Source organism: Amycolatopsis sp. NPDC033938, from assembly GCF_055575975.1.
On sequence record NZ_JBVIRO010000030.1, the window covers coordinates 25,573 to 48,356 of the forward strand.

The window sequence follows — 22,784 nt, forward strand, 5'->3', positions numbered from 1 at the left end:
GGGCGCGAGGCCCCCTTACTGAGGGGCCTCGATGGCGCTCATCAACAATGACATCCTCAAAGAGCTGATTGAAGAGCACGCGGGCCACATCGCCAACGAACTCTCCCGGCTTGCCAAAATCAAGCGGTACATCGACGGTCAGCACGATCGTCCGTACACACCGAAGGACGCGACGGACCAATATATCCTCCTTCGCGAACGTTCGGTAACGAACATGATGCCGATGATTCGCAACGCCCCCCTTCAACAGCTCTTCGTTGACGGTGTGTGGACCGGAAAGAGGACAGGCGACCAGATACCCGCCTGGGACATCTGGCAGAAGAACGACATGGATCGTCGTCATCAGCAGATCATTTCCGCTGCGCTGACCGACGGCTATTGCTACGGGATGGTTACCCCTGGGAAACCCGTTCCGAAGATGCGGGGCGTCTCCGCCTCCCGGATGTACGCCCTCTATGCGGACCCGGTTGACGACCTCTGGCCCGAATACGTATTCCAGCTGAGCACAAACGGGGAAATCGTCGGCATCATCGACGAAAAGGCCATTTATCCGGTCACCATCCATCCTCAGAAGATTGACCAGCAAGGCAAGGACGTCACCCCGCCGCCGTCACTTGGTAAAGGTGCGGCCCATGGTGCCAGCGTCTGTCCCGTGGTTCGATTCGCACCAGATATGGACCTCGACGGCAACTGCTACGGCGAGATCGAGCCGAACTACCAGGCTCAGGATCGCCTAAATCAGACGTCCTTCGACCTTCTGATGGTACAGCACTACGGCGCCTTCCAGATTCGTGGTTTCTCGGGTGTCAAGGTCGCCAAAGGACCGGACGGTAAACCCGTGCCGATCCGAATGGACCCGTCTATCACTCCGGTCCTGGAAGACAAGGACTCGAAGGCTTGGGCTCTCCCCGGGTCACCCCTAGACGGATACATCGCTGCGAAGGAACAGGCCCGACGGGATCTTGCCGTTTCTTCCCAGACGCCCGCTCACTATCTTCTTGGACAGTTGTCCAACCTCGCAGCCGACGCTATTGCGGCGGCGGAGACGACGCTTACCCGTAAGGTTACGGGTTACAAGCACACCCTTGGTGAAAGCTTCGAACAGCTCCTTCGGCTAGCTTCAGCCTACGTCGGCTTGGATTTCCCGGACACCGCTGAGATTCAGTGGGCTGATCGGGAGTCCCGTTCACTGGCCCAGGTCGCCGACGCCGGAAACAAGATGACGGCCTTCGGTGTCCCCAACGAGGCCATCTGGGAAATGCTTCCCGGCGTCACTCAGACGAAGATCGAGCAATGGCGTGAGATGGTGGAGGCCCAACAGGATGAAATTGATGTCCTGGCTGACAAACTGTTGAACAAGAACCCGGCGGATGAGAATGCCCAGTGACGCCGCTATCGCAACCCGCGGTAAGGCGTCTCAAATGGCTGTCCGTAAGGCTGCCTTAGCGGACGCTCTTACCGCGTGGCAGTGGATCGACCCTGTCCACCCGATAACCACGACAGCCCGATGGTTAACCATCATGGCTGAGGTGATCCGGGAACATCGGGATCGGTCCGCTGAGCAGGCCATGAATACCTACAACCTGCTCCGCCCTCTTCCAGACATCTGGTATGAGGCGTCGTCTCCGATGGATGACGCTCGGGTTATGCGATCGCTGCTAATCACCGGCCCCGGTCGCCTAAGGCACTTGATCAACGAAGGGATGGAGCCCAGCGAGGCCCATTCCAAAGCGTTCCAGTTGGTTGGTCGGTCGACCTCTTCGGCTGTGCTAGACGGCGGCCGTGAGACGACGGAGAACGCGATCAGCAAGGACAAGACTGCGCTTGGATTCGCCCGTGTTCCGTCCCCGGGGGCTTGCGCCTTCTGCATTCTTTTAGCTAGCCGTGGTGCGGTCTACTCCAAGGACACGGTATTGACGACGACGTCCCGATCGAAACGGCGGGGCTCGGGTAAGTCATACCACGAGGGTTGCAGTTGCACGATGATTCCGATCTTCGATCGGACGCAGGGTTTACCCGAAATCATAGCAAAGGCCGAACAGATCTATACGTCGGCTTCCACTGAAGCATCCGGAACAAAAGACATTCTAAAGGCTATCCGACAATCGGAAGGGGTGCGGTAATGGTCATGGTCACTACGGCCCTGAAGACCCCGATTACCGGGGCGTTCGCCGTCTTCACCCCTTCTACCCTCCTGAAGGACGCCGCCGACGACACCCACGTACTTCCGCTGCCCACTCGGGTGGAGTTCGAGGAAGACGGCACGCTGTCTGTCGAACTCGCGGCGACGGATGACCCTGATATCACCCCCAGCGGGTGGTTCTACCGAGTAGAGATCCGCGCGGGTGACTACCGGTCCGCGTTCTCAGTCCTTTTGCCCGCATCGATGAACCCTGTCGACTTGTTCGACTTAGCTCCTGCGGAGACGATTACTCCGCGCTTCACGCGGGTGCTCTCCGTCAACGGGGTTTTCCCTGACGCTGAAGGAAATGTCTTCGTTGAGGGTGCAGGGGGCGACTCTGGCACGCCGGGTGCCGTTGGTATCGCGTCGATCGCGCTGTCTGGCCACCGAGCCGTTACGCCGGGTCCGGACGGTGAATGGGTTTATGCCAGCAATGACAACCCCAACCACATCGCCGCGCCGATCTGGGTAACCGCCGGAGCAGCAGCGGCCGGACAATCGGCCCAAGCAGTGATCCTCGGCGCGATGACGGAACAGAGCTGGAATTGGACGCCCCAGCAACCGGTGTATTTAGGCGCCAATGGCGTTCTTACGCAGACGGCGCCCACGGGTCCGGACGCTAATTTTCTGGCACAGGTGGGTTTTGCCATCTCGGCCACATCTCTGTATGTCGATCGTCTTCCGTCGATCAAGCTCACTTAAGGAAAGTCATGGCCGGAAACAAGTACCTCACCCAGAATGCCGGGACGCTGACCGAGGTCGTGTCCAATCAGACATCGGCGGGCGCCGGTGACGCGGGCAAGATTCCCGCCCTCGATGCGACCGGTCGTCTCGATACCTCCATGATGCCGGTCGGCATCGGCGCGGACACGCAGTCCATCCAGGCATCTGAGGCGCTAGCCGCCGGTGACCTCGTCAACGTGTACAACCTCACCGGCAACCCCCGGGTGCGTAAGGCCGATGCCAGCGCGGCGGGCAAGGAAGCTATGGGCTTCGTTCTCTCGGCTGTGTCCAATGGTGCCAACGCGACCGTGTATTTCGAAGGCACTGATACCCAGGTTTCCGGCCAGACGGCCGGTCCGGTGTACTTGTCGGCTACTACGCCCGGTGCGGCCACCTCAACCCCGCCGTCCGCGACCGGGCAGGTCGTGCAGCGCGTCGGCTACGCGACCGGTGCCACCACGGTCAACTTCAACGCCGGTCTTCCGATCGTTCTCGCCTGATGGCCGCTAGACGTCCGCTGGTTCTGGTCAGCGGGGCCGTCTCCGAACTCCCCTCCGGGGATTCGGTGGCGGGCTCGTTGTCGACCGACGCCGTCGGCTCGCTTACCGACGCCGCCACTATCGCGACCGACGCTTCCACGGCGGAGGTGTTCTCCGTGACGCTAGGCGGGAACCGGACGCTGGGGGCACCCACCAACGCCCAGGACGGCATGAGGCGCACGTGGCGGCTCCGCCAGGATGCTACCGGTACCCGCACGATCACGTTGGCCACTGGAACCGGTGGCTTCGTGCTCGGATCGAATATTCCGAACACCACACTCAACACCGCCGCGAACAAGGTCGGATATCTGACGGCTGTCTACGACAGCGGCTATTCCGGTGGTGCCCGTTGGTGCGTACTCGCGTTCGAACCCGGAGTGTGAGATGCCGCTCGAAGGCGCCTACAGCTTCGATGTCGACGGCCGGGATTACTCCGGACATGGGCGACACCTCACCCTGGGTTCCTCGGCCGTGTCGGTGTCCGGCGGGAACACCGGAAACGCGTTCGGCAAAACCGGTGCCACCATGCCCCAATTTCCGGCCGCCCTTCTCGCTGCTTGCCAGACCGATGACCGGTGCATCATGTTCTGGGCTAAGGGCGCACTCACCACGTGGTGGGTTCGCTTTCAGGACAACGATCTCAACTCAGGCGCCTGGGGAGTCCTGAACGTTTCCGGCAGCATGGCCGTGCAGGCCCGCGACGGGGCGAACAATCTCCTCACCCGCCCCACCGGAACCGCACCATCGGCGACGTGGCGGCACTACTGCGCTACCTACAAGCGATCGACCGGCCAGTGTCGTCTCCTGGTTGACGGAACGCAGACCGGTACGCAGTCGTTCGCCGCCGGGACGGCACTCTCTACGGCCGCCGACTGGATCGACATAGGCGAGTGGTCGACCACTGGCGCGGCGATCGACGATCTCCGGTTCTTCAGCGAGGTGCCTACCGATGCTGAGATTACTCGTCTCCGGAACACGCCGGTTACGGCACTACGGCAGACCACATTCTTCGCGGCTGCCTAATCCCGCGTTCTCGTAGTTCGCGGCCATCCTCCCTCGAAGGGATTACGAACCATGTCCGAAAACACCCAGGAAACCGCTAAGCCGGAAGAGAACGAAGCTCTCCGCGAAGAGGGAATCCGGGCTTTGAAGGCCGAACGTGAAGCCAACAAGGTTCTCCGTGAAGAGCTGAAGTCTCTGAAGGACTGGAAGGATGCCCAGGAGGCGGCTGGAAAGTCGGAAACCCAGAAGCTCGCCGATGAGCTTTCCGCCCTCAAGGCGGAAAAGGCCACGGCCGCCAAGGAGGCCCTTCGTCTCCGGGTGGCTATGCAAAAAGGTCTGACCGAGAAGCAGGCCGCGCGCCTCGTGGGCGACGACGAAGATGCTCTCCTCGCTGACGCTGACGACCTTCTTTCCTCTTTCAAACCGGCTGAGACGTCGGAAGAGGACACGGACGACGGTTCGAATCTCGACACCCGTCCCAAGGAAAAGCTCAAGGGTGGCGCCCGTCCTCAGGAAGAGGCCGTGGAGCTGGACCCCCAGAAGCTAGCCGCCGAAATTGCGGCCATCTCTCAGTAACCTCCGCTCCGAAATGCGGCGGCGGATCGCCGAAAGGTAATCACAAATGGCTTACACGCCGAAAATTACGCCCCTCAAGGCGGAACAGGTCGCCGCGGCAGCTCTCGGCCTGCTCCAGCGGGACATCATCCTGCCGAGTCTGGTCACCCGGAAATCCGGCAGCGACTTCGCTGGGGCCAAGAACGACACGATCTCTTACCGTGTCCCGGCCCTTCCGTCGACTGCACGGACGGCGAACCTTCGCCCGGACCCCAACGATGACACCGGGCGTCAACGCACCCTGGACGCCCTGGCGGAAACCAAGGTCGACGTCACGCTGACGAAGGACATCTACAAGGGCACCGTGATTGAGGACGAAGTCCTCAACTTGGACATCGCCAACTTCGGCGCCCAGGTTCTGAGCCCGCTCGTTCAGTCCGTTGCCTTCGGCGTGGAAGACCTGGTGGCCGCGACCATCACGGGCGCTACCTACGCCACGGGTCACACCCTGGAGTACTCCAGCGCGGATGACCCGTACGACGTCCTCATTGACGCTCGTACCATCCTCAACAAGCGGCACGTTCCTCAGGACGGCCGTGTGGTCGTTTGTGGTGCCGGTGCGGAGAACTGGATTCTCAAGTCGGACCACCTGAACCAGTTCGAGCAGAGCGGTGACAGCAACGCTCTCCGCAATGCGGAGATCGGTCGTCTGGCGGGTAACACCGTGATTACCTCGCTGGCCCTGCCGGACAACGACATCTACGTCTTCCACAAGACGGCGTTCATTTTGTCTCTGATGGCTCCGTCCGTCCCCCGCGGTGCCAGCTTCGGCACCTCGACCAGCTACGCCGGTCTGGCCATGCGGTACATCCACGACTACGACGCGCTGTACGTCCGCGACAGGGCCATTGTGGACACCTACGCGGGCTCCAACGTCATCGTCGATGACCTGGGCGCGGGCAACGGCACCAAGGGTCTCGTCCGCGCGGTGAAGATCACCCTTAACGAGTCCTGATCGGAGTCTGCCCCATGATGCTTGCGAGCGTTGAAGATCTCGCCGACCGCCTGGGGCAGACCCTCACCGAGGGGAGTCCGGATTACAAGCGCGCTAAGGCAAACCTGTTTGACGCTAGCGCACTAGTAACCCGGGAAACCCGACGGTGGACCCCCGGCGACGCCATCCCTGATGTGGTCGTAGCTGTGACCCTTGCGGCGGCGGAACGGAAGTTCCGCAACCCGGCGGGTCTCCAGAGCAGGGCGACCGGTCCGTTCAGCGAGGGATTCGCGACGTCCACAGGTGTTTACCTCACGGACGACGAACTCCGTGTGCTGGCGGACTACGCGGAGGCCCCGGCCAACGGGATTACCTCGGTGCCGACCATGCGGGCTCATGAACAGCCAATCTGTGCGTGGGAAAACCGCGTCATGATTACCGGCTCCAGTGGTGAGCCAGTGCCCTACTACCCAGACTGTGACCCCGGTCAACCCATCCTTATCAACTTCTGGGATGGCCAACAGAACGCGGGTTATCAAGGATGGCCGGGTGAACCGTGTTAGACGTGACCGTCTCTTCGGAGACTGCCCGGGATCGCCACGGTGACCCGTTGTCTACGGCGACCCGAGTTGTCCAGGCTATCGGATTCGCCCCTAGTTCGGGTTCGTCTGGTCGATCGTCCTCCACTACCACGGAGAGCGTCAACAATACCCAAGTCCGGATGACAGGGATTCTCTACTTCCCACCGGGCGCAGGCCATTTCCCCGCCTCGACGGTTTTCGAGTTCAGGGAGCATCCGGCGGCCCCGCTCACGAAGTGGGGCATCGACGGTGACCTATCTGAGTGGGTTTCTCCCTGGGACACCTGGGATGCCGGTTCCGAAGTCCACGTGAGGAGGCAGACCGGATGAGGTACCAACGCAACGACATGAGCGACTTCCTTCGCGGACGGGATATGCGTCGGGTATGCACCCTCGCGGCTGCCCGGAAGATGGCAATCGCTCGTTACTACGTCGGCAAAGTCTCCGGGACCACGGCGGCATCAGGCCATCTGGTCCACGGACGAGACCCCATCGACGGCCGGGTCAGGGTAACGATCGTCTTCTCTGATGCGGCAGTGGCCGAGCAGTTCGGCAACGACCATCGTCCGGCATCCCGCTTCCTTACGCGGGCGTTGATGACGGAATGACGGCCAACTTCCCGGACGTCGAGGACGCCTTATGCGAACTCCTCGAAGACATCGCGCCCACGATGACCGATCTCGGAGCCTTCCTAGACCCCGAGGACGCTGTCGCGGGTCCTCCCCCGCCGTGCATCGTCATCAACCGGGTCGGCGGCGGAGCCGACCGACTAGGGCTGTTCGATATCGCCCGCGTGGAGATCTCCGCATTCGGATCTAGCCGGGCTAACTCGAAGGATCTCAATGCGGAGATCCGACAGAAGATGTGCGACTCAGCCGAAGGCGTTTCAACCGCGGCTGGTCTTCTCGACTCAATCGACGAAGACGGGTCGCCAACTCCGATTCCCTACGGGTTGGAGTACCTGAACATTCGTCGACAGGTGAGCAACTGGGTCGTTCAGACCCGTTCTCTCTGATTTCCAGAAAGGTCGGCTATGGCTGACGTTACTTTTGAAACCGCGGCGGACCGTGACAACGGCAACGTCCGCAAGGCGCTCAAGGGCTTGGTCGCCTTCGCGCCGTATGAGACTTCCAGTCCGGTGACGACCCTTGTCGGCACTGTGGCGGGCCAGATCAACATGCCGACCGGGTTCTCTTCGGTCGGCTGGTTGTCGTCCGACGGGGCCACCGAGTCGGGCGAGATTTCGACTACGGATATCACCGGGTGGGGTTCGGCGGCTCCGCTGCGAACCGACGTCACCGAGCAGACCGCGACTCTCCAGGTTTCGATGCTGGAGAACAAGCGGTTGGCCCGTGAGGTCTACGACTCGGTTGACCTGAGCGGCACCGTGGTCTCCGAAACCGGTGAGGCCAAGTACGAAGTCCAGGCACAGCCCGACGTCAAGTACTGGCGTGCTCTGGTCATCTCCGTTGACGGTACGGGCCCGACCCGTCGCTACTGGGCGACCGCGTACCACAAGGTCAGCGTCACTGGCCGTGAAGACTTCGTCAACGCCAACGGCGACGACCCGGCGGCCCGCGGTGTCACCGTGTCTGCCGTCCCGGACGACGTGACCGGAACTCTCGCTACGAAGTTCGAGTTCGGCCCCGGCTTCCTCACCCGCGCAGCGGACGAGGGCTGGACTGTCGCCGGTTCCTGATGACTAGCGGCCCGGAGACCCCCTCCTGCCCTCCGGGCCGCTTAACCCTTTGGCAGGAGATCACGAAAGGCACCACCTATGGCTGACTTCCGGCTGTATCGAAGCGAGACCGAAGTCTACGTCACGGGCGACCCGGCGGAGGCTTCCAAGCTCCAGCACGCGGGTTGGTCCACCGAACCCCCGAAGCCCGCGCCGCGGCCCAAGTCGCCGCCTAAGGCATTCGAGCCGAAGCCGACTGAGCCGACCAAGACCGAAAACAAGTAACCCCAGCTAACACTAGGCAGGAGACCTAACAATGGCTGTTTTCAAGAACGAGCGCTTCCTTGACCACCGTACCGTTGAGCCGTTCCAGTTGGACATCAGCAAGGAGGGTGAGGCTGAAAAGCTGGTCACCTTCGCTGACCCGAACCGTCTCGCGATCCGGGACGCCTTCAAGCTCCAGACGGACGCTGAGGACAACCCGACGCTTTTCTTCGAAACCCTCCTGGGTGAGGACTTCGAAGCGTTCTGGGCTGTCTGGGGTGACTTCCCGGCGGATGCGGTGTCCAATCTGGTCAAGGCCGTGACGGATCACTTTCGTCGTTGACGGGTCTCTGGGGTTTCTTCACGAAGTCCTCAGTAGGTGGGGTGAGGCTGTCGAGCGTGACCTACTCACGTCGACCCACGTCACCTTCGAGGACTTCGGCCCCTCGGGTCGCCTGTCATGGGCGACCCTGAATAACTTAGTGACCGGGTTTCAGAACCGGTCTACTTCGCATCTGGCGGCGGCTATGGCCACCGACGTCGAGCTGTATGAATCGATGCTCGACGAGGACGGTAAGCCGCCTCCGTCGAAAACTCATGCTCCATCGCTGACCGAAGTTGGCATGACGGAGACGATGTTGATGGCCATTCTCGAACAGCTTCAAGCGATTGCCCATTACACGTCTCAGAATACAGGGAAACCGAAGATCCATCCGGTTCCCCGACCGGAGACAGCCGCGACCGAGTATCGCCGTCGGCAGGAAAAGTTGGCCGAACAAGATCTACTCGGCCTGTTCGGAGAAGGTTAACGGGTGTGGCCGGTCCAGCGCTGGCCATCCCACCAAGCCATCCGGCCGTCCGGGGTCGGGTACCAGCCCGGCGGGGTCGCCAATTCGGTAACCGTGTAGGTCTCCCCTGTGCTGCCTGAGCTGGCAATTGCTAAGGCGATCCAAACGGGCGCCCACAAGCCGCACGAAAAGATCGTCAGTAGCAGATGTAGTACGTGATTGACCTTGCCAGGCGTTGACGTCGTACTGACCGTTCTCATCATTTCTCCTTTAGTCGTGCTGTTGCTACGTGTCAAGTTACCGTAGGTGCCGCCGATTCGCAAACCACCCATGGAGGTGAGAGTTGGCCACATACAGCGCGGGTACAGCAACTGTTGATGTTGTCCCAAGCCTCGACGGTTTTCATAAACTGATCAAGACCGAGTTGGCATCGATTAACCCCGAAGTTGATGTCACGGCGAATATTCGCCAGGCTCAACGGCAGGTAACCCAGCTCACCCGGATGAACCCGACGATCGATGTCGACGTAAGGGTCCGTAAAGCACAAGCGGGGATCGCCGCCGCTATCCGGGATATCAAGGCCGCTGAGGCCGCTCTTGCGGACTCTCGCACGCGATCCGAGGATGCCGCCGCCCGGGTGGATATCGCGGAGAAAAAGCTTGCGGAAACCCGGGCGAACACCAATGCCAAGAGTAGCCAGATCGCTTCGAGTGAGCTCCAGCTGGTTCAAGCCCGACGTGCAGCGGCGGCGTCCGTCCGGGAAATCGAGACGGCGGAACGTCGCCTGGTTACTGCCCGGGGCGACAAGCACCGTCGTGACGTCGACTTGTTCGACGCCCAGGGTGCTGCTAAGGCGGCTCAAGGTCTCCTCCAAGTTGGCCAGATGGCGGGCGAAGCGGGCCAGTCGTTCGGGAAGATGGGCCTACAGGCCGCCTCGTCGCTAACCGGGATCACGGGGAGTGCGACATCAGCCGGTGGCGCTGTCGCTGCTATCGCTGTCGGGGCCCTGGGCATCGGCGGCATCGTTTCTCTGGGTAGTACGGCGGCTGCCTCTCTAATCGGCCTAAGCCAAGCCGCCATTACGGCGGCCGGGGCTCTTCTTCTGATTCCTGCCGGATTGGCCGTTGGTGGCGCTGCTCTCGGTACTCTCGCCCTCGGCACGATGGGCGTTACAGACGCCATTCAGGCGGCTACCCAGGCCCAAGGTGAATCCGCCAAGACGGCTGCCTCCAACGCCAAGCAGCAGCGAGCCGCCGCTCAGTCGATCCGGGCGGCTGAGGTCGGCTTGTCGCGGGCAGTAGAGGACGCCGCTCAGTCGCGGCAAGACGCCGCGAACCGGGTTTCTCAGGCTGTCCAGCAGCGGGAACGAGTAGTCCGGGACGCCGCCCGGGCAGAGGTTCAGGCCGAACGGGCCGTCATTGACGCCGAGCGAGACCGTAACCGGGCTCTCGATTCTCTGACGGAGTCGATCCAAGAAGCTGAGAAGGCTCAACGAGACCTCAATGTCCAGGTCCGTGGTGGTGCTCTCGACGCCAAGGAGGCCGCCCTAGACCTCCTCGACGCCCAGCAACAGTTAGATAACGCCAGGGCGTCCGGGGCGGACGGCGAAGCGCTAGACCGGCTTATCATCGCCTACGAGCGGGCCAAGCTCCGGGTGGAACAGACGGCGAACAGCAACGCTGACCTGGTCGAACAGCAGAAGGCATACGCGGCTCAAGGTGTCAAGGCCAATAAGGCCGTCGAATCGGCTACTGAGGCAGTCCAGCGGGCAGAACGTCAGTTGGCAGACGCCCGGGAAGCCCAGGACCTCCAGCGGCTCCAGGGGCAAGAGCAGATCGCCGACGCCACCCGTGCTGTCTCCGAAGCTCAGAAGGCATCGGATCAAGCGGCCAAGCAGGCTCAGCGATCGATCGTCGATGCTCAGAAGGCTCTAGCGTCGGCTCAGGCCAATGCAGCTGACTCGATGAATCAGATGTCGGCTGGCCAGAACAAGTTGAAGCAGGCCCTTGCGGCGTTGTCCCCGGAGGCCCGTCAGTTTGTTGAGGAAGTTCTACGACTCAAGCCAGCTTGGGACGCCGTCAAGACCTCTGTTCAGGACGCGTTGTTCAATGGTCTGGCTGAAAAGATCGGAGAACTTTCCAAGGTCTATCTGCCGATCCTCAAGGATCGGTTGACGGATATCGCCACAGCGGCTAACGGTGCGGCTAAGAAGATAGTCGATCTGCTGACCGATCCGGGTAACGCAGGAGCAGTCAACCACGTTCTGGAAAAGACTGCGGTAATCGTCGAGAAGATCGGCGATGCCATGCGCCCCCTGGTTCAGGCGTTCCTTGATCTCGCTGAAGTGGGTGCGGACGTCCTTGCGGACGAACTTATTCCGGCAGTTGAGGACGGCGCCCAAGCGTTTGCCGACTGGATTCGCCGCATGAAGGACTCCGGTCAGCTGAAAGACTGGATGACCGGGGCTGTCGATCTCCTGAAGGACATTGTCGGGTTCGCCATCAAGGCGGGCGTTGCTCTGTACAACGTGATCTCGTCCCTTAACAAGGGCGTCGCCGAGTCGGGGTTCTACGACAAAATCGGGCAGATGTTCACGGACTTCGTGAACTTTGCCGGATCAGAAGAAGGCAAGAGGTTCTTTGAGAACCTAGGCCACACTATTGGTGACATAGCGTCGTGGGTTGCTAACTTCATTGAATTCCTAGGGGTACTTGCCCAAATCTGGGAAACTATCGATGAAGGAACCCGAAGACTGACAGGTGGCTCCTCTGGGTTCTTCGAGGTGCTAACGCGGATCTACCTCGCAGTGCAAACCCTTGGGATCTCGGAGCTTATCCGGGCAATGTTCACTGTTGACTGGGACGCCCTCTGGCAGGACTTCAAAGAGGGAAACAGGGTACTTCTTCAAACTATCCTGGATGTCTTGGTACCGGAGCCGATTCGCAACGCCCTACGTCAGCTCTTCTCGATCGACTGGGGAGAACTCGCCGACACCTTCTTCACAAAGGCGGGCGAAGTCCTCCAGAAGGTCATTGACGTTATTGTTCCCTCCCCGATTCGAGAGTTCTTACACTCGCTGTTCGAACTCGACTGGGATCGCATTATCGGTGCCTTCCTTCGTGGTCTGGCTGACCTCGGCCATAAGATCAAGCAGAAGGTCGAAGAAATCCCCGTACTCGGGTCTCTCTTTAAGATGATCGAAGGAGGAACCGGCTGGGGCAAGGAGATGAGTGATCTCCTTGGCGCGTCAGACCCCTTCAACCCGTTCGGACATGCAGCGGGCGGCCTGATCCTCGGGCCGGGCACCGGTACCTCAGACAGCATCCCCGCTATGCTAAGCAACGGCGAATACGTTATGACTGCCGCTGCTACCCGGAGATACCTTCCGCTGTTGGAGGCAATGCGGGCTAACCGATTTGCCAACGGTGGATTGGTCGGAGGAACCTCCGCAACGTCGTCGTCCCCGCTGGCCATCTCGGGCACCGCGGACACGGCCGGATTGACAGCCATCGGAGAGACAGCCACGGCAGCCGTCGTCAGTCTCCAGACCCTGGCCGACTTCATTACCTCGGTGATGGTGCCGACCTTCGCCGCTCTCGCGGCGGCGAACTTGCTGTCTACCAACGGCATGGTCGCTAACGCCAACACGTTAGCCGCTCGAAACGCCTTGCTGGCTCAAGAGCTGACTACACACTGGCAGAACATCACCTACGCGGTGAATGCCAGCGTCATCGCCCAGTCGGGTGCCTTCAACAACTTGAATGCGGGCATGGGCAACGTCCGATCGGCTATGCAGTTCACAGCCGACTGGGCCGTCTCCCAGTGGAACCGTATTCGGGCCGCGGCAGCGGACCCCATCCGATGGGTTCTCCAGGTTCCTATGAACGGCGGATTGATTGCCGCGTGGAACAAGCTCAACGGAGACTTTGCCCTCGGCAAGGAAGTCAGCCCGATTCCCATCGGGTTCGCTACGGGTGGTTACACGGGCGACGGAGGAACATACGAGCCTAAGGGCGTCGTCCATGGTGGCGAGTTTGTCATCAGGAAGGCGATTACCAAGAAGGCCCGTCCGTTCCTGGAAGCCCTGAACGCCGGACAGCCGGAGGCCCTGCAAGCCGTCGGGCTACCAGGGTATGCCTCAGGCGGCCTTGTAGACATCCACGGGCAGCGAGCGGGCGAAGCTATCGCCGCAGCAGCGAGGTTCGCTCAGGCGGAATCTGGCAAGCCCTACATCTGGGGCGGTGTCGGCCCGGAGGGCTACGACTGCTCGGGCTTTATGAGCGCTATCACCAACGTGCTCCGCGGGGAGAACCCCCACAAGCGTCTTGGTGTAGCACAATCACAGCCCTGGCCGGGGTTCTCCTCCGGTCTTGGTGGCGCCTTCTCCACGGGTTACTCCGCCGTCCATACAGCGGGCACGCTGGCGGGCGTCAACGTGGAATCCGGTGGGTCACCGTCCCGTGTGAAGTACGGGGTAGGTGCCGCGGGTGCTGACTCCGCCCAATTCGGCGGACACGCCTTCCTGCCGCTCGTTGGCGGGCAGTTCGTTTCCGGTGGTGCTGGCGGCGGGTTTGACGCATCGGCCGTTGTTGGCGACGCATTCCGATCTGCTCTGTCCGATGCGGAGTCAACCACTGGCCGTTGGCCGGGTAACCGGGCCGCCGACTTCGCTGGCTCTGTGGCTGCCCAGGCCGTCAAGGCCGTCCAGGCTCAGGCCATTGAAGAGCTGTCCAAGGTTCTGTCGCCCACGGGTGCCGGAGTTGAACAGTGGCGGGGACTTGTGCTTCAGGCGCTTGCTCGCGTCGGCCAAGCATCTGACCTCGTGGATAGCGTCCTTCGCCGGATGAACCAGGAATCTGGGGGCAACCCCAGGGCTATCAACAACTGGGATATCAATGCCAAGAATGGAACGCCGTCTAAGGGCCTGATGCAGGTCATCGATCCAACGTTCCAGGCCAACCGGGATCCGTCGCTCCCCAACGACGTTTGGAACCCGATGGCTAACGTGGTGGCAGCGATTCGATACGCCATCCAGAAGTACGGCAGCGTGTCAGCCGGGTTCAACCGTGCAGGCGGGTATTCCTTGGGTGGCATCGTCCCCGGGGTTGGAAGCCGCGACACCGAACCGGCGTTTCTGACGCCGGGCGAACGGGTTCTCCCCGTGGCGGTGACAAGGACGTTCGACCGTTTCGTCAGCAACTTGACGACGGCTGACCGTCTCGCGGCTAGTGCTGCCGCCCCGGCGGGCACTTCCGGGGTCCATCTTACCCAGAACATCCACCCCGCTCCGGGAATGGATGAACGGGCGTTGGCTCAGGACACCTCCCGGCGGACGGCCTTCGCCCTCCGCAACGCCTAATCAGACCCGGGGTCGCTTCGGCGACCCCGGGGTTCCCGGAATGGAATCCCGATGCCAATCAACCGTCCCCCAGTGTGGACAATCGACGGCCTGCGTTTCAACGACGGCGTTGACGAGAGTGGCGTTACGTGGATTGCGACTTCGGATAGCTCCCCGTTGTCTGCGTCCGCGCCGACGACGTCGTTCATACCTAAATACCAACGACACGGGTCGTACATGCTCCCCGGGTATGTCGAACGTGGCACGTCTAGTCTGACTATCCGAGCCTACGCCCGACGGGATGACTGGGTAGCCCTGGAAAGGGCCCGCCTCAAGGTGTTGGCCCTGTGTCAGGACGTCACCCGCTTGTATCCCTTGGTTTATTACTCGGCCGTTGGCCCGCTGGTTCAGAATGTTACTCGTGAGGGGGACATTCTGATTGAGCATGTGACCGCTCAGCACCCTGCTTTCGAAGCTAGTGTGCAGTTCACGGCTCCAGATCCCCGTAGGTACGCCCTCAAGACCCAGGTATTGACTACAGGTGTCCCTCAGAACTCCCTTACGGGACTCGACTTCGGTACTGGGACAGGGCTTGACTTCGGATCTAACGGCGGGCTGACCTTCGGTCAGGCGGCGTCCTCCGGTTTGATCCTCTTGGACAACACGGGGGGAACCGCCCCGTCATCTCCGGTGCTGACGTTGAAAGGCCCGTTGACGACCCCCGTTCTTTCGGTGACCGGGGGGAGCATCAAATACAACGGGACGCTCACCACCGGCCAATCAGTGGTGATCACACCCGAAGATCCTAGCGCTCTCATGGGCGCAGTCTCACAAAGCTATCTGGTCAACCCGGCCAACTGGGACGCCTTTGTCGTCCCGCCCGGGCAATCACTGACCATCGGACTTTCTCATAGCGGCCCCTCGACAGATCCGGGAACGGTGACAGCCGAGTTCGCGCCCGCATTCTGGTAGGAGAACTCATGGCGTCCATTGGGACTACCGTCAACTCTGCGTTCGACCCGTGGGCCGTGGAAGACAAAATCAGCGAGGCTGATGCCCGCTATGCTCTGGCGGGGTTCGCCCTGCCGAAGCCCGGGTCGGTGATGAGTTACAAGTCCGGCGTCTTCGCTGGTGGTGCCATCTCCGGGACGACTCTCGGTGACGCCAGCCACGGCGCTCTACGGGTTACTGTGTCTACGACGGGCGTTAGCCCGTCGGTTAACGTCAACCTCGGAAACTGCCTTATTGATACCCCGTCCAACGGTCCCTACCTTTGTGGTCTCGACGCGATCAAGAACGTATCCTTGGCCACCCCGAGCACGACTCAGCGACGTATTGATCTGATTGTAGCCCGGGTCTATGACGATAGAAACTCGGCGATCGCTTCATCTGCCGGTGACCGGCGGTTTACCGTTCAGGCTGTCACTGGCGACAACACGTCCGGAACTCCAGTCGTTCCTACGGCGACCCTGCCCGCCAACGGCTGGATTCCCCTTGCAACCGTGCTCATCGAGGCCAACGGGTCAACCCTGACTATTACCGACCTCAGAGGCCCTGGGCTGGTAGCCCGCGGCGGGCGCAGAATTCTCTACGGCAATGACGCCAAGATTACGTCGGACGCCTTCTTGGAGGCTGGGGCCTACGCGGGGGATCAGCGGTACGTCGTAGGCCATCCGTTCCCCAACCAGACGTATTACGTCAGCTCCGATGCGGGTACGGCTGGATGGCGTGGAGACGGCGGCAAGCTGGTAATTACAGCCAACGCTACCAACCTTGGTCTCCGAACCCAGATCGGCGGCGGCACGGCGGTAGAAGTTCAATCCTTTGTGGTTCCCGCCTACGGAATCCCGGTTGTCATCACCCCCAGAGCCCGAATCCGGCCTATTACCGACCCGGATATGGTCGTACAGTTTGAGGCCCGCATAGGGTCGAACATCAGCAACCACCAGTCGATCAACACGTGGGGACAGTCGGGTTCGCTTAACAACCCGATGACCGCTCCTGATTTCACCCTCGGGCCGTTTACGACGGCCCAGACGGTTAGCTCTTGGATCAATCTCATCGGTGGCTCTCCGACGGCTAAAGTCCAGTGGGACACCGCGGCGGCGGGGTTCACCGTGCTTCAGGCCGTGGTTGAGCCCGCGAACATCGACCCCATTAAGGTGTGGGTCTGATGTGGCGTTGCCTCATTGCGGAGGCCACCACAGGTCAGGTCGTCAATGAGTTACCTCTCATCGGAGACCCCCGCTGGAGCACGGAAATCGGCACCAAGGGTGATTGGGGCGTTGACCTCTTTCTTGGTAAAGGGGGGAACCTCGCTGACACCGTGATGCCTTACGCCACCTCTGGCCGCTACGCCTGGGCCGTCGTCTACGGTGCGACGGCCATTCAGGCCGGAATGCCAACCGACGTTAGATACGAACAGAAGACCCGCGTCCTGAGTGTGTCCGGGGCGGGCATTGGCGGCTTGTTCGAGAACCGGGTTATCCGGGTTCCCAACGGTACGCCTTTGACGATCACCTCATCGGCCAACAACGTTTCGTACTCGGGCATCACCAACAGACGAACTATCCGATCGCTGTTCAAGCACAGCACGGATGACACCAACAGCGGCGCGGGCTTGCCCTTCGACTTCACGGACGCCGCCACCGAGACGGGCTCGTTCTCAGCGTCTTACCCGGCGTGGGACTTCACCACTGTGTGGAAGGGTGCTGTTGACCTCTCGGCGATGACCGGTGGATCAGAGTTCATTCTGAGGCCATATCTCACCACCTCGGGTGCCCCGTATATCGGCTGGAAGCTAGCCCTGGGTACCCCGTTGCTCGGGGACGCTAACCTCAACGCTTCCTGGGAACTAGGGGCGGCTTTCGGTAACGTCGATGTAGACATCAACTGTGCCGTCCCCACCCCACATTACGTATGGGCCAAAGGGGCCGGGGACGGCGGGGCTTCTGTCGTTGGCGTGGCTGGCAATTCTGCCGCCCTTCAGGCGGCGCATATCCCGTATGCCGACTACGTTGATACAGAACATACCGAGGTTGCTGTCAAGACTAACCTCGACGGGTTCGCTGCGGCAGACCTCGCTAAATATTCGACACCTATGGCTACCTGGACAGCAAGTGTTCGAGTAGATGGCAAGAACAACAGGGGCGTCCAGATCTCCCCAGAACTCGGGTCATGGGTTGAAGGAGACACCCCGCTTTTTCGAATCACTGGCCACCCGGTTATAGCTGACGGCTCTTACCGACGTCGAATCGTCGGAATGTCTAACGGCAATGATCCCGGGACCGTGGCTCTGAAGATCCAGCCAACACCCCTGTAGGAGGGCTTATGGCCGACATCAGGACGGCTAGGTCTGTAGAGCACGCCCTAAGGATTCTTTCAGATCGTATAGACAACCAGTCTCGGGTGACACCGATAGGCCCTCGCGGTGTGGTGGGCATACCGTATCAAACGGCGTCCGCTGGAACTATCACCACTACGGACACCATTCAGCCCGAGGTCGTCACCTTCCAGGCCGAGAAGGACAGGGTTTACCAGATATCCCATGTCCGCTCAGAGGCGATTCTCAGCGGCAGTCCTATCGTAACTGTCCGGTTCAGGGTAGCTAGCGGTTCAACAGTAACAACCGCCGGAACCCAGATCCGATTCTTTACCTCCGCCCCCGGGGGGGCTTTCGGCACCGAGGTTCGTCTGGGGTTCTGGACGGCTACCTTTACCGGGACAGCCACGATCGGCCTATCCGCGTTTGTCAACTCCGGGTCGGCACAGGTCGACTCTGTCCGTATCCGGGATCTTGTTATTCAAGACGTCGGATATACTCCCAGCTAGGAGACTCCCTTGACCGCACTGGGCGATCACGCTATAGCGGAACTTGATTTTGAGGGGATTACCGACCCTCATCGAGCCCGCTTAATTACTATCGTCGGCACCTTCGCGGAGTTCGCGGATGTCGACATTCCCGCCGCTCTCGAAAAGGTTCAGAAGCTTCTACAGTTTCAACCCTTGAGCCCGCTTACGAATGACCCCGACGAATGGATTCTACGGGATTCGGTGGTCAGCGGTCAGCGAGTTTGGCAGAGCGCCCGTTGGCCCGATGCGTGGACATACGACGCCGCCTTCGCAACGTACTTCTTGCTTTCCGGGCACAACGGCGGGAACGGTGGCCCGTTCAACACTGAACCTGCGGAGAGCTAATGACATCCCCCGACCCATTTCAGTACGTTCGAGAGGAACTAGCCGCGGTGCGTGAGTCGGTTCATGACGACCTCTCGGAAACCCGATCGGCTATGTCCACCCTAGCCGCTGAGGTTCGTAGCTATATGGCCCGGCAGGAACCGCGTATTGCGGTTCTGGAACATCGGGTTACAGCCGCTGAGAATTCAAAGAAGGACAACAAGGCAACGTGGCTTGCCTTCACCCTCGCTGCGCTGGCATGGGTACCAAACCTTATCCAGCTCATCGGCAAGTAAGGAGAATCGAATGGGCCTGCCCAGTAGTTCCCGGGGTGGACAGAATGTCCGCCTTGTGGTTCTGCACACGGCCGAAGGAGCGAAGACCAACACCTCGCTCTACAACTACTTCAACTCTACCCAGATTGCTTCGTGTCATGCGGGTATTGATGACACCGGAGTATCTGACGGATGGGTGGACTACAGCCGCGCAGCGTGGACGCTGCGAAACGGCAACGCCTACTCCGATAACGCGGAGATCTGTGGGTTCGCTTCGTGGTCCCGGGCCGAATGGTTGGCCCACCCAGGGATGCTGAAGGGCGCCGCCGCGTGGGTTCGCAGCCGGTGCGACGCCCGGGATATCCCGATCGTGAAGCTGTCCTCTGCTGACGTACGTGCGGGCAAAGCGGGCGTCTGCGGTCACGTCGACTACACGAACGCCACTGGGGACGGATCGCACTGGGATCCCGGTCCCAACTTCCCCTGGGACATCGTCATCGACCTTGCCCGCGGAGGTAGCTCGCCCACCCCCACGCCAAGCCCCACCACCTCGAAAGGAATCGAACTGATGGACCGCTACACCGTCAAGGCCACCCCCGCGAACGGGAATGTCCGAGTGAATCTCCCCGGGGGTGACCACGCGGCGATCATCATTCGCCCGGGTGCTCAGCCTGTGTGGCTGGGGGCTGTCTACGCGTGGGGCGACAACAACACAGGCGTCGGTGGCAACCCCGTTCCCGCCGGGCAGGCCCTGAAGGTCGACAAGCCCCGGAAGTTCGCCGTCCCCGGTGCCCTGTGGGCCGACATCGCCTACAGCTCGAACTCGGACTTCACCGTGGAGACCGTCGGATGAAATACGCAAAGGCTGTTGCCGCCCTCATCGGCGGCCTGACCCCCAGCGCCATCGTCGGACTGGCGACCCTCGCTCGCCTCGACATCGACCCGGCTACCGCGGCTGCCATCGTATCCGCGTTGTCGCCCCTGACGGCGCTGATCGGTACGGCCGTCGGCCCTGCCAACAAGCAGTAGACCTAAGCCCCCTTCCTAGCCACTACGGCCGGGTAGGGGGCTTTCTGTCGTTTCAGGCATCAGGGAAGTCAATGCGAAGCCAATCCGGAACGAATAGATCTCCGGGCCGTTTGCGTCGCGTACGCCTCTTTTGAACCATCACGGTTACCCCGTGACGACGAAGCAGGACACCGCGTCCTTCACGATCGGCTTGTTCCCACGCCTGGCCGTATGTTCGGCCCGTATGGGTGATCTTGACTCCTTGTGCCACCTTGGACAGCCGAGTTAGTTCCTCGTGCTCCCCTTCGAGTTTTACCAAGGCATCTCGTGCTTTCTCAGCCGCCCGTCCGGCGGCGGGCAGGAGGGAGAGGTTAGCCACCAGAGAATCAATCTTCTCGTCCAATTCGAGGATCTGTGATTCGTAGTCCACCAGGGCTATCGCGGATTTCTCTATAATCTCCTCATGGCCGTACTTACCTAGGAACATCTCACCTACGAAGTCTTCCAGCAAGTCAGCGGGAAAGGCCACTGCAAAACAGTCGCGAGGATTTATGTTCAGCGAGTATGAGCTACACCGATAACTTTCTTGCCCCGAGGACCGTGCAGGCTGCTTGTACATCGGCCGACCACACGAGTTGCAGTAGACGATATGAAGTAGCGCACCTCCGTTACGTCGTTTACGTTCACGGGGCGGGCGCGCCAATAAGCCTTGGATCTCGTCCCATTCGGGCCGAGTTAGCACGGGCTTACCCGCCATTCTCGGAGAGCCGTCTTCGTTGCGAAGGGTTTTTCCTTTGTGTGACAGTTCCCCCAAGAGGTGACGGGATTTCAACAGCTGTATAACCTGTTCTCTCCGCCAGTACCGGTTCCGCGATGGACGATCACTTCTAATCGTATGGTAATCAGCGGGGGTTGGAATCCCTTCCTGATTCAAGTAAGTCGCAAGTGCGTTTGGGTTGCCCCCCTCTCGCAGGAAGTCCCGCATCGTTATTAGCCACCCGAGAGACGTCTCATCAACGACAAGGGTCTTACCGCCCCCAGGCCGCTTTACCGGGGTTGTGCCAAACGGAATGATGCCGCCGGGCCACCGCGCCGACTCTCGGAGACGGGCCCGGCTTTCCCGGGCCCGATCCTTGATCTTCTTCAACTCCTCTTGAGCCGCGTAGACCTTGAACATGATCTCTGCGTCATGCGATGAGTCGGTGTCAATCCCCTCGCTTGCGGCAATGACCCGCTTGCCGAGGCGCCTCATCTCGGGAACGAGTTCCCCGTAGAAGTGAGTCATATCGCGTACTAGGCGATCGATCTTCCAGACGGCAAGGACATCCCAGGAGGCCAAGTGATCGGGGTTGGTCAACCAGACACCTAGGTCCCGTCGTTTGAAGGGTGAGACCTCCGCACTAACCCCGATGTCGACAGCCTCTCCAACCAGGGTTGCGCCGTGGTCCTCAACCCACCTCCGATATGACAGGCGCTGAGTCTCCGGGCTCTCGGACGCATCCTTTCGCTTGGACTGGCGGATGGCTCCAAGTACTCTGAGCTGCACGTTTGGCCTCCCGAGAGGGTTTGCCGTAAAATCAGCTTACCCGACTTGTCCAGCTTGCGGCCGAAGTAGGCGTTCATCGCCGACGCCGGGCCGTAGGTGCCGCGGCCGAACGAGATGATGTTGACGTAGCTCTCGAAGATCTCCTTCTTGGTCTGCTGCTGGGTGATCTTCGTGGCGAGCACCAGTTCGGAGAACTTGCGGGTGAGGGTGGCGTCCTCGTTGCCGGTGGACTTCTTGATGTACTGCTGGGTGATCCCCGAACCGCCGCCGACGCCGGTCACCAGCGCCCGGCCGAGCCCGGTGAGGTCGAAGCCCTCGTTGTCCCAGAAGGTCGGGTCCTCGGTCGCGACGATCGCGTCGCGCAGCTTCGGCGGGATGGCGTCGTAGGGCACGAAGAGCCGGTCGCCCCCGGGCGGGACCACCTTGAGCAGTTCCGAACCGTCGGCGTTCTGCAGGACGACGGTCTTGTCGAGGTCCGCGAGCACCTCCTGTGGGCTGCGGACGTCGAGCAGGACGTACGCGATCCCGAACGCGACCACCGGGATGCCGACCAAGAGGCCGAACGTCCAGGCGGCGATCCGGCGCCACCTGCGTTTCTTCCCTTCCGGCGCCGGGGTTGCCGTGGTTTCCGACTCGGGTGCGGTTTCGTCATCCGGGTTTTCCACGTCGGCTAAGACGGCCGAACGAGGCAAAAGGTTGTGGGAAAATCACCGGAAGGCGTGAACGGGCCGAGTTTGGTTGCCGACTTGAAGAATTCTTCATTTGCTAGTCTGACCGTATCGACAAGTCGCGCGAAGGGATCCAGCGTGCCCGTCCCCCTGTACCAGGCCAAAGCGGAGTTCTTCCGCATGCTGGGCCATCCCGTCCGGATCCGAGTGCTCGAGCTGCTGGCGGAGGGGCCGAAAGCGGTCCGTGAGCTGCTCACCGAAATCGAGGTCGAAGCCTCCAACCTGTCGCAGCAGCTGGCCGTCCTGCGCCGGTCCGGGATCGTCACCTCGTCGCGGGAAGGATCGACGGTGGTCTACTCGCTCGCGGGCGGAGACGTCGCCGAGTTGCTGCGCGCGGCCCGGCGCATCCTCACCGAGTTACTGGCCGACCAGAACGTCCTGCTGGCCCAGCTACGCGACGCCGAGTGA

24 protein-coding genes and 1 pseudogene are annotated in these 22,784 nt (G+C 61.1%); 22 read left to right on the forward strand and 3 right to left on the reverse strand.

Going from position 1 to position 22,784, the window contains the following annotated elements; all coding sequences use genetic code 11:
• The first annotated feature begins 31 nt into the window (after positions 1-31).
• The 14 genes from ACZ5ZX_RS39715 (at position 32) to ACZ5ZX_RS39780 (ending at position 9,326) form a co-directional block, all read left to right on the forward strand.
• Positions 32-1,387 (forward strand): phage portal protein, encoded by a 1,356-nt coding sequence (locus ACZ5ZX_RS39715; protein WP_465507154.1) that lies wholly within the window; start codon positions 32-34, stop codon positions 1,385-1,387.
• On the forward strand, positions 1,377-2,123 hold the full coding sequence (locus ACZ5ZX_RS39720) for a VG15 protein (protein ID WP_465507155.1): 747 nt from the start codon (positions 1,377-1,379) through the stop codon (positions 2,121-2,123). The genes ACZ5ZX_RS39715 and ACZ5ZX_RS39720 overlap by 11 nt, the downstream gene beginning before the upstream one ends.
• Positions 2,123-2,884 carry a hypothetical protein gene (locus tag ACZ5ZX_RS39725; protein ID WP_465507156.1) on the forward strand — a complete coding sequence of 254 codons (762 nt, stop codon included), beginning with the start codon at positions 2,123-2,125 and terminating at the stop codon, positions 2,882-2,884. Before ACZ5ZX_RS39720 ends, ACZ5ZX_RS39725 begins: the two co-directional genes overlap by 1 nt.
• An 8-nt stretch (positions 2,885-2,892) precedes the next feature.
• Positions 2,893-3,405 carry a hypothetical protein gene (locus ACZ5ZX_RS39730; RefSeq protein WP_465507157.1) on the forward strand — a complete coding sequence of 171 codons (513 nt, stop codon included), beginning with the start codon at positions 2,893-2,895 and terminating at the stop codon, positions 3,403-3,405.
• Positions 3,405-3,827: a hypothetical protein gene (locus ACZ5ZX_RS39735; RefSeq protein WP_465507158.1), complete on the forward strand. Its 423-nt coding sequence runs from the start codon at positions 3,405-3,407 to the stop codon at positions 3,825-3,827. The genes ACZ5ZX_RS39730 and ACZ5ZX_RS39735 overlap by 1 nt, the downstream gene beginning before the upstream one ends.
• Before the next feature lies 1 nt (position 3,828).
• Positions 3,829-4,467 carry a LamG-like jellyroll fold domain-containing protein gene (locus tag ACZ5ZX_RS39740; protein WP_465507159.1) on the forward strand — a complete coding sequence of 213 codons (639 nt, stop codon included), beginning with the start codon at positions 3,829-3,831 and terminating at the stop codon, positions 4,465-4,467.
• Between the two features lie 51 nt (positions 4,468-4,518).
• On the forward strand, positions 4,519-5,022 hold the full coding sequence (locus ACZ5ZX_RS39745; RefSeq protein WP_465507160.1) for a hypothetical protein: 504 nt from the start codon (positions 4,519-4,521) through the stop codon (positions 5,020-5,022).
• A 46-nt stretch (positions 5,023-5,068) separates the two neighbouring features.
• Entirely contained in the window at positions 5,069-6,016 is a 948-nt protein-coding gene (locus tag ACZ5ZX_RS39750; protein WP_465507161.1) for a major capsid protein, read from the forward strand.
• A gap of 14 nt (positions 6,017-6,030) precedes the next feature.
• Positions 6,031-6,558 carry a hypothetical protein gene (locus tag ACZ5ZX_RS39755; protein ID WP_465507162.1) on the forward strand — a complete coding sequence of 176 codons (528 nt, stop codon included), beginning with the start codon at positions 6,031-6,033 and terminating at the stop codon, positions 6,556-6,558.
• A 343-nt stretch (positions 6,559-6,901) separates the two neighbouring features.
• The gene (locus tag ACZ5ZX_RS39760) at positions 6,902-7,183 is read left to right on the forward strand and encodes a hypothetical protein (protein WP_465507163.1); all 282 of its coding nucleotides are present in this window, start codon (positions 6,902-6,904) and stop codon (positions 7,181-7,183) included.
• Entirely contained in the window at positions 7,180-7,590 is a 411-nt protein-coding gene (locus ACZ5ZX_RS39765; protein ID WP_465507164.1) for a phage tail termination protein, read from the forward strand. Before ACZ5ZX_RS39760 ends, ACZ5ZX_RS39765 begins: the two co-directional genes overlap by 4 nt.
• A gap of 18 nt (positions 7,591-7,608) precedes the next feature.
• Positions 7,609-8,274: a phage tail tube protein gene (locus ACZ5ZX_RS39770; protein ID WP_465507165.1), complete on the forward strand. Its 666-nt coding sequence runs from the start codon at positions 7,609-7,611 to the stop codon at positions 8,272-8,274.
• A 295-nt stretch (positions 8,275-8,569) separates the two neighbouring features.
• Entirely contained in the window at positions 8,570-8,860 is a 291-nt protein-coding gene (locus ACZ5ZX_RS39775) for a hypothetical protein (protein ID WP_465507166.1), read from the forward strand.
• Positions 8,861-9,044: 184 nt separating this feature from the next.
• Positions 9,045-9,326 (forward strand): hypothetical protein, encoded by a 282-nt coding sequence (locus tag ACZ5ZX_RS39780; RefSeq protein WP_465507167.1) that lies wholly within the window; start codon positions 9,045-9,047, stop codon positions 9,324-9,326.
• Here the strand turns inward: ACZ5ZX_RS39780 and ACZ5ZX_RS39785 are convergent.
• Complete coding sequence (locus ACZ5ZX_RS39785) at positions 9,323-9,658, reverse strand: DUF2510 domain-containing protein (protein WP_465507168.1); 336 nt, start codon at positions 9,656-9,658, stop codon at positions 9,323-9,325. The genes ACZ5ZX_RS39780 and ACZ5ZX_RS39785 overlap by 4 nt on opposite strands.
• On the opposite strand from ACZ5ZX_RS39785, the gene ACZ5ZX_RS39790 reads away from it, so the two are divergent.
• The 7 genes from ACZ5ZX_RS39790 to ACZ5ZX_RS39820 all read left to right on the forward strand — a co-directional run bounded on the left by ACZ5ZX_RS39790 (position 9,649) and on the right by ACZ5ZX_RS39820 (position 20,123).
• Complete coding sequence (locus ACZ5ZX_RS39790) at positions 9,649-14,664, forward strand: transglycosylase SLT domain-containing protein (protein ID WP_465507169.1); 5,016 nt, start codon at positions 9,649-9,651, stop codon at positions 14,662-14,664. The two genes, ACZ5ZX_RS39785 and ACZ5ZX_RS39790, sit on opposite strands and share 10 nt — an antisense overlap.
• 959 nt (positions 14,665-15,623) lie before the next feature.
• The gene (locus ACZ5ZX_RS39795) at positions 15,624-16,817 is read left to right on the forward strand and encodes a hypothetical protein (protein ID WP_465507170.1); all 1,194 of its coding nucleotides are present in this window, start codon (positions 15,624-15,626) and stop codon (positions 16,815-16,817) included.
• Positions 16,817-17,965, forward strand: coding sequence for a hypothetical protein (locus ACZ5ZX_RS39800; protein WP_465507171.1), 1,149 nt, complete (start codon positions 16,817-16,819; stop codon positions 17,963-17,965). Before ACZ5ZX_RS39795 ends, ACZ5ZX_RS39800 begins: the two co-directional genes overlap by 1 nt.
• A gap of 8 nt (positions 17,966-17,973) precedes the next feature.
• A complete protein-coding gene (locus tag ACZ5ZX_RS39805) occupies positions 17,974-18,474 on the forward strand; it encodes a hypothetical protein (protein WP_465507172.1) in 501 nt (166 codons plus the stop codon).
• Between the two features lie 9 nt (positions 18,475-18,483).
• Positions 18,484-18,840: a hypothetical protein gene (locus ACZ5ZX_RS39810; RefSeq protein ID WP_465507173.1), complete on the forward strand. Its 357-nt coding sequence runs from the start codon at positions 18,484-18,486 to the stop codon at positions 18,838-18,840.
• 285 nt (positions 18,841-19,125) lie between these two features.
• Entirely contained in the window at positions 19,126-19,947 is an 822-nt protein-coding gene (locus ACZ5ZX_RS39815) for a peptidoglycan recognition protein family protein (protein ID WP_465507174.1), read from the forward strand.
• Positions 19,944-20,123, forward strand: coding sequence for a hypothetical protein (locus ACZ5ZX_RS39820; protein ID WP_465507175.1), 180 nt, complete (start codon positions 19,944-19,946; stop codon positions 20,121-20,123). Before ACZ5ZX_RS39815 ends, ACZ5ZX_RS39820 begins: the two co-directional genes overlap by 4 nt.
• Positions 20,124-20,175: 52 nt before the next feature.
• On the opposite strand, the gene ACZ5ZX_RS39825 is transcribed toward ACZ5ZX_RS39820, so the two are convergent.
• Together ACZ5ZX_RS39825 and ACZ5ZX_RS39830 are read right to left on the reverse strand one after the other, a co-directional pair.
• Positions 20,176-21,648, reverse strand: coding sequence for a recombinase family protein (locus ACZ5ZX_RS39825; protein ID WP_465507176.1), 1,473 nt, complete (start codon positions 21,646-21,648; stop codon positions 20,176-20,178).
• Between the two features lie 41 nt (positions 21,649-21,689).
• Positions 21,690-22,313, reverse strand: a pseudogene (locus ACZ5ZX_RS39830) (transglycosylase domain-containing protein); the annotation flags it as partial.
• 141 nt (positions 22,314-22,454) lie between these two features.
• Here ACZ5ZX_RS39830 and ACZ5ZX_RS39835 point away from each other — a divergent pair.
• Entirely contained in the window at positions 22,455-22,784 is a 330-nt protein-coding gene (locus ACZ5ZX_RS39835; RefSeq protein ID WP_465507177.1) for an ArsR/SmtB family transcription factor, read from the forward strand.

Excerpts from the sequence above, each read along its gene's own strand:
- ACZ5ZX_RS39800 (WP_465507171.1), top strand. The coding sequence starts at position 16,817 with ATGTGGCGTTGCCTCATTGCGGAGGCCACCACAGGTCAGGTCGTCAAT.
- ACZ5ZX_RS39725 (WP_465507156.1), top strand. The coding sequence starts at position 2,123 with ATGGTCATGGTCACTACGGCCCTGAAGACCCCGATTACCGGGGCGTTC.
- ACZ5ZX_RS39780 (WP_465507167.1), top strand. The coding sequence starts at position 9,045 with ATGGCCACCGACGTCGAGCTGTATGAATCGATGCTCGACGAGGACGGT.
- ACZ5ZX_RS39795 (WP_465507170.1), top strand. The coding sequence starts at position 15,624 with ATGGCGTCCATTGGGACTACCGTCAACTCTGCGTTCGACCCGTGGGCC.
- ACZ5ZX_RS39820 (WP_465507175.1), top strand. The coding sequence starts at position 19,944 with ATGAAATACGCAAAGGCTGTTGCCGCCCTCATCGGCGGCCTGACCCCC.
- ACZ5ZX_RS39745 (WP_465507160.1), top strand. The coding sequence starts at position 4,519 with ATGTCCGAAAACACCCAGGAAACCGCTAAGCCGGAAGAGAACGAAGCT.
- ACZ5ZX_RS39775 (WP_465507166.1), top strand. The coding sequence starts at position 8,570 with ATGGCTGTTTTCAAGAACGAGCGCTTCCTTGACCACCGTACCGTTGAG.
- ACZ5ZX_RS39715 (WP_465507154.1), top strand. The coding sequence starts at position 32 with ATGGCGCTCATCAACAATGACATCCTCAAAGAGCTGATTGAAGAGCAC.
- ACZ5ZX_RS39750 (WP_465507161.1), top strand. The coding sequence starts at position 5,069 with ATGGCTTACACGCCGAAAATTACGCCCCTCAAGGCGGAACAGGTCGCC.
- ACZ5ZX_RS39765 (WP_465507164.1), top strand. The coding sequence starts at position 7,180 with ATGACGGCCAACTTCCCGGACGTCGAGGACGCCTTATGCGAACTCCTC.
- ACZ5ZX_RS39740 (WP_465507159.1), top strand. The coding sequence starts at position 3,829 with ATGCCGCTCGAAGGCGCCTACAGCTTCGATGTCGACGGCCGGGATTAC.
- ACZ5ZX_RS39730 (WP_465507157.1), top strand. The coding sequence starts at position 2,893 with ATGGCCGGAAACAAGTACCTCACCCAGAATGCCGGGACGCTGACCGAG.
- ACZ5ZX_RS39720 (WP_465507155.1), top strand. The coding sequence starts at position 1,377 with ATGCCCAGTGACGCCGCTATCGCAACCCGCGGTAAGGCGTCTCAAATG.
- ACZ5ZX_RS39755 (WP_465507162.1), top strand. The coding sequence starts at position 6,031 with ATGATGCTTGCGAGCGTTGAAGATCTCGCCGACCGCCTGGGGCAGACC.
- ACZ5ZX_RS39815 (WP_465507174.1), top strand. The coding sequence starts at position 19,126 with ATGGGCCTGCCCAGTAGTTCCCGGGGTGGACAGAATGTCCGCCTTGTG.
- ACZ5ZX_RS39760 (WP_465507163.1), top strand. The coding sequence starts at position 6,902 with ATGAGGTACCAACGCAACGACATGAGCGACTTCCTTCGCGGACGGGAT.
- ACZ5ZX_RS39785 (WP_465507168.1), bottom strand. The coding sequence starts at position 9,658 with ATGTGGCCAACTCTCACCTCCATGGGTGGTTTGCGAATCGGCGGCACC.
- ACZ5ZX_RS39805 (WP_465507172.1), top strand. The coding sequence starts at position 17,974 with ATGGCCGACATCAGGACGGCTAGGTCTGTAGAGCACGCCCTAAGGATT.
- ACZ5ZX_RS39770 (WP_465507165.1), top strand. The coding sequence starts at position 7,609 with ATGGCTGACGTTACTTTTGAAACCGCGGCGGACCGTGACAACGGCAAC.
- ACZ5ZX_RS39735 (WP_465507158.1), top strand. The coding sequence starts at position 3,405 with ATGGCCGCTAGACGTCCGCTGGTTCTGGTCAGCGGGGCCGTCTCCGAA.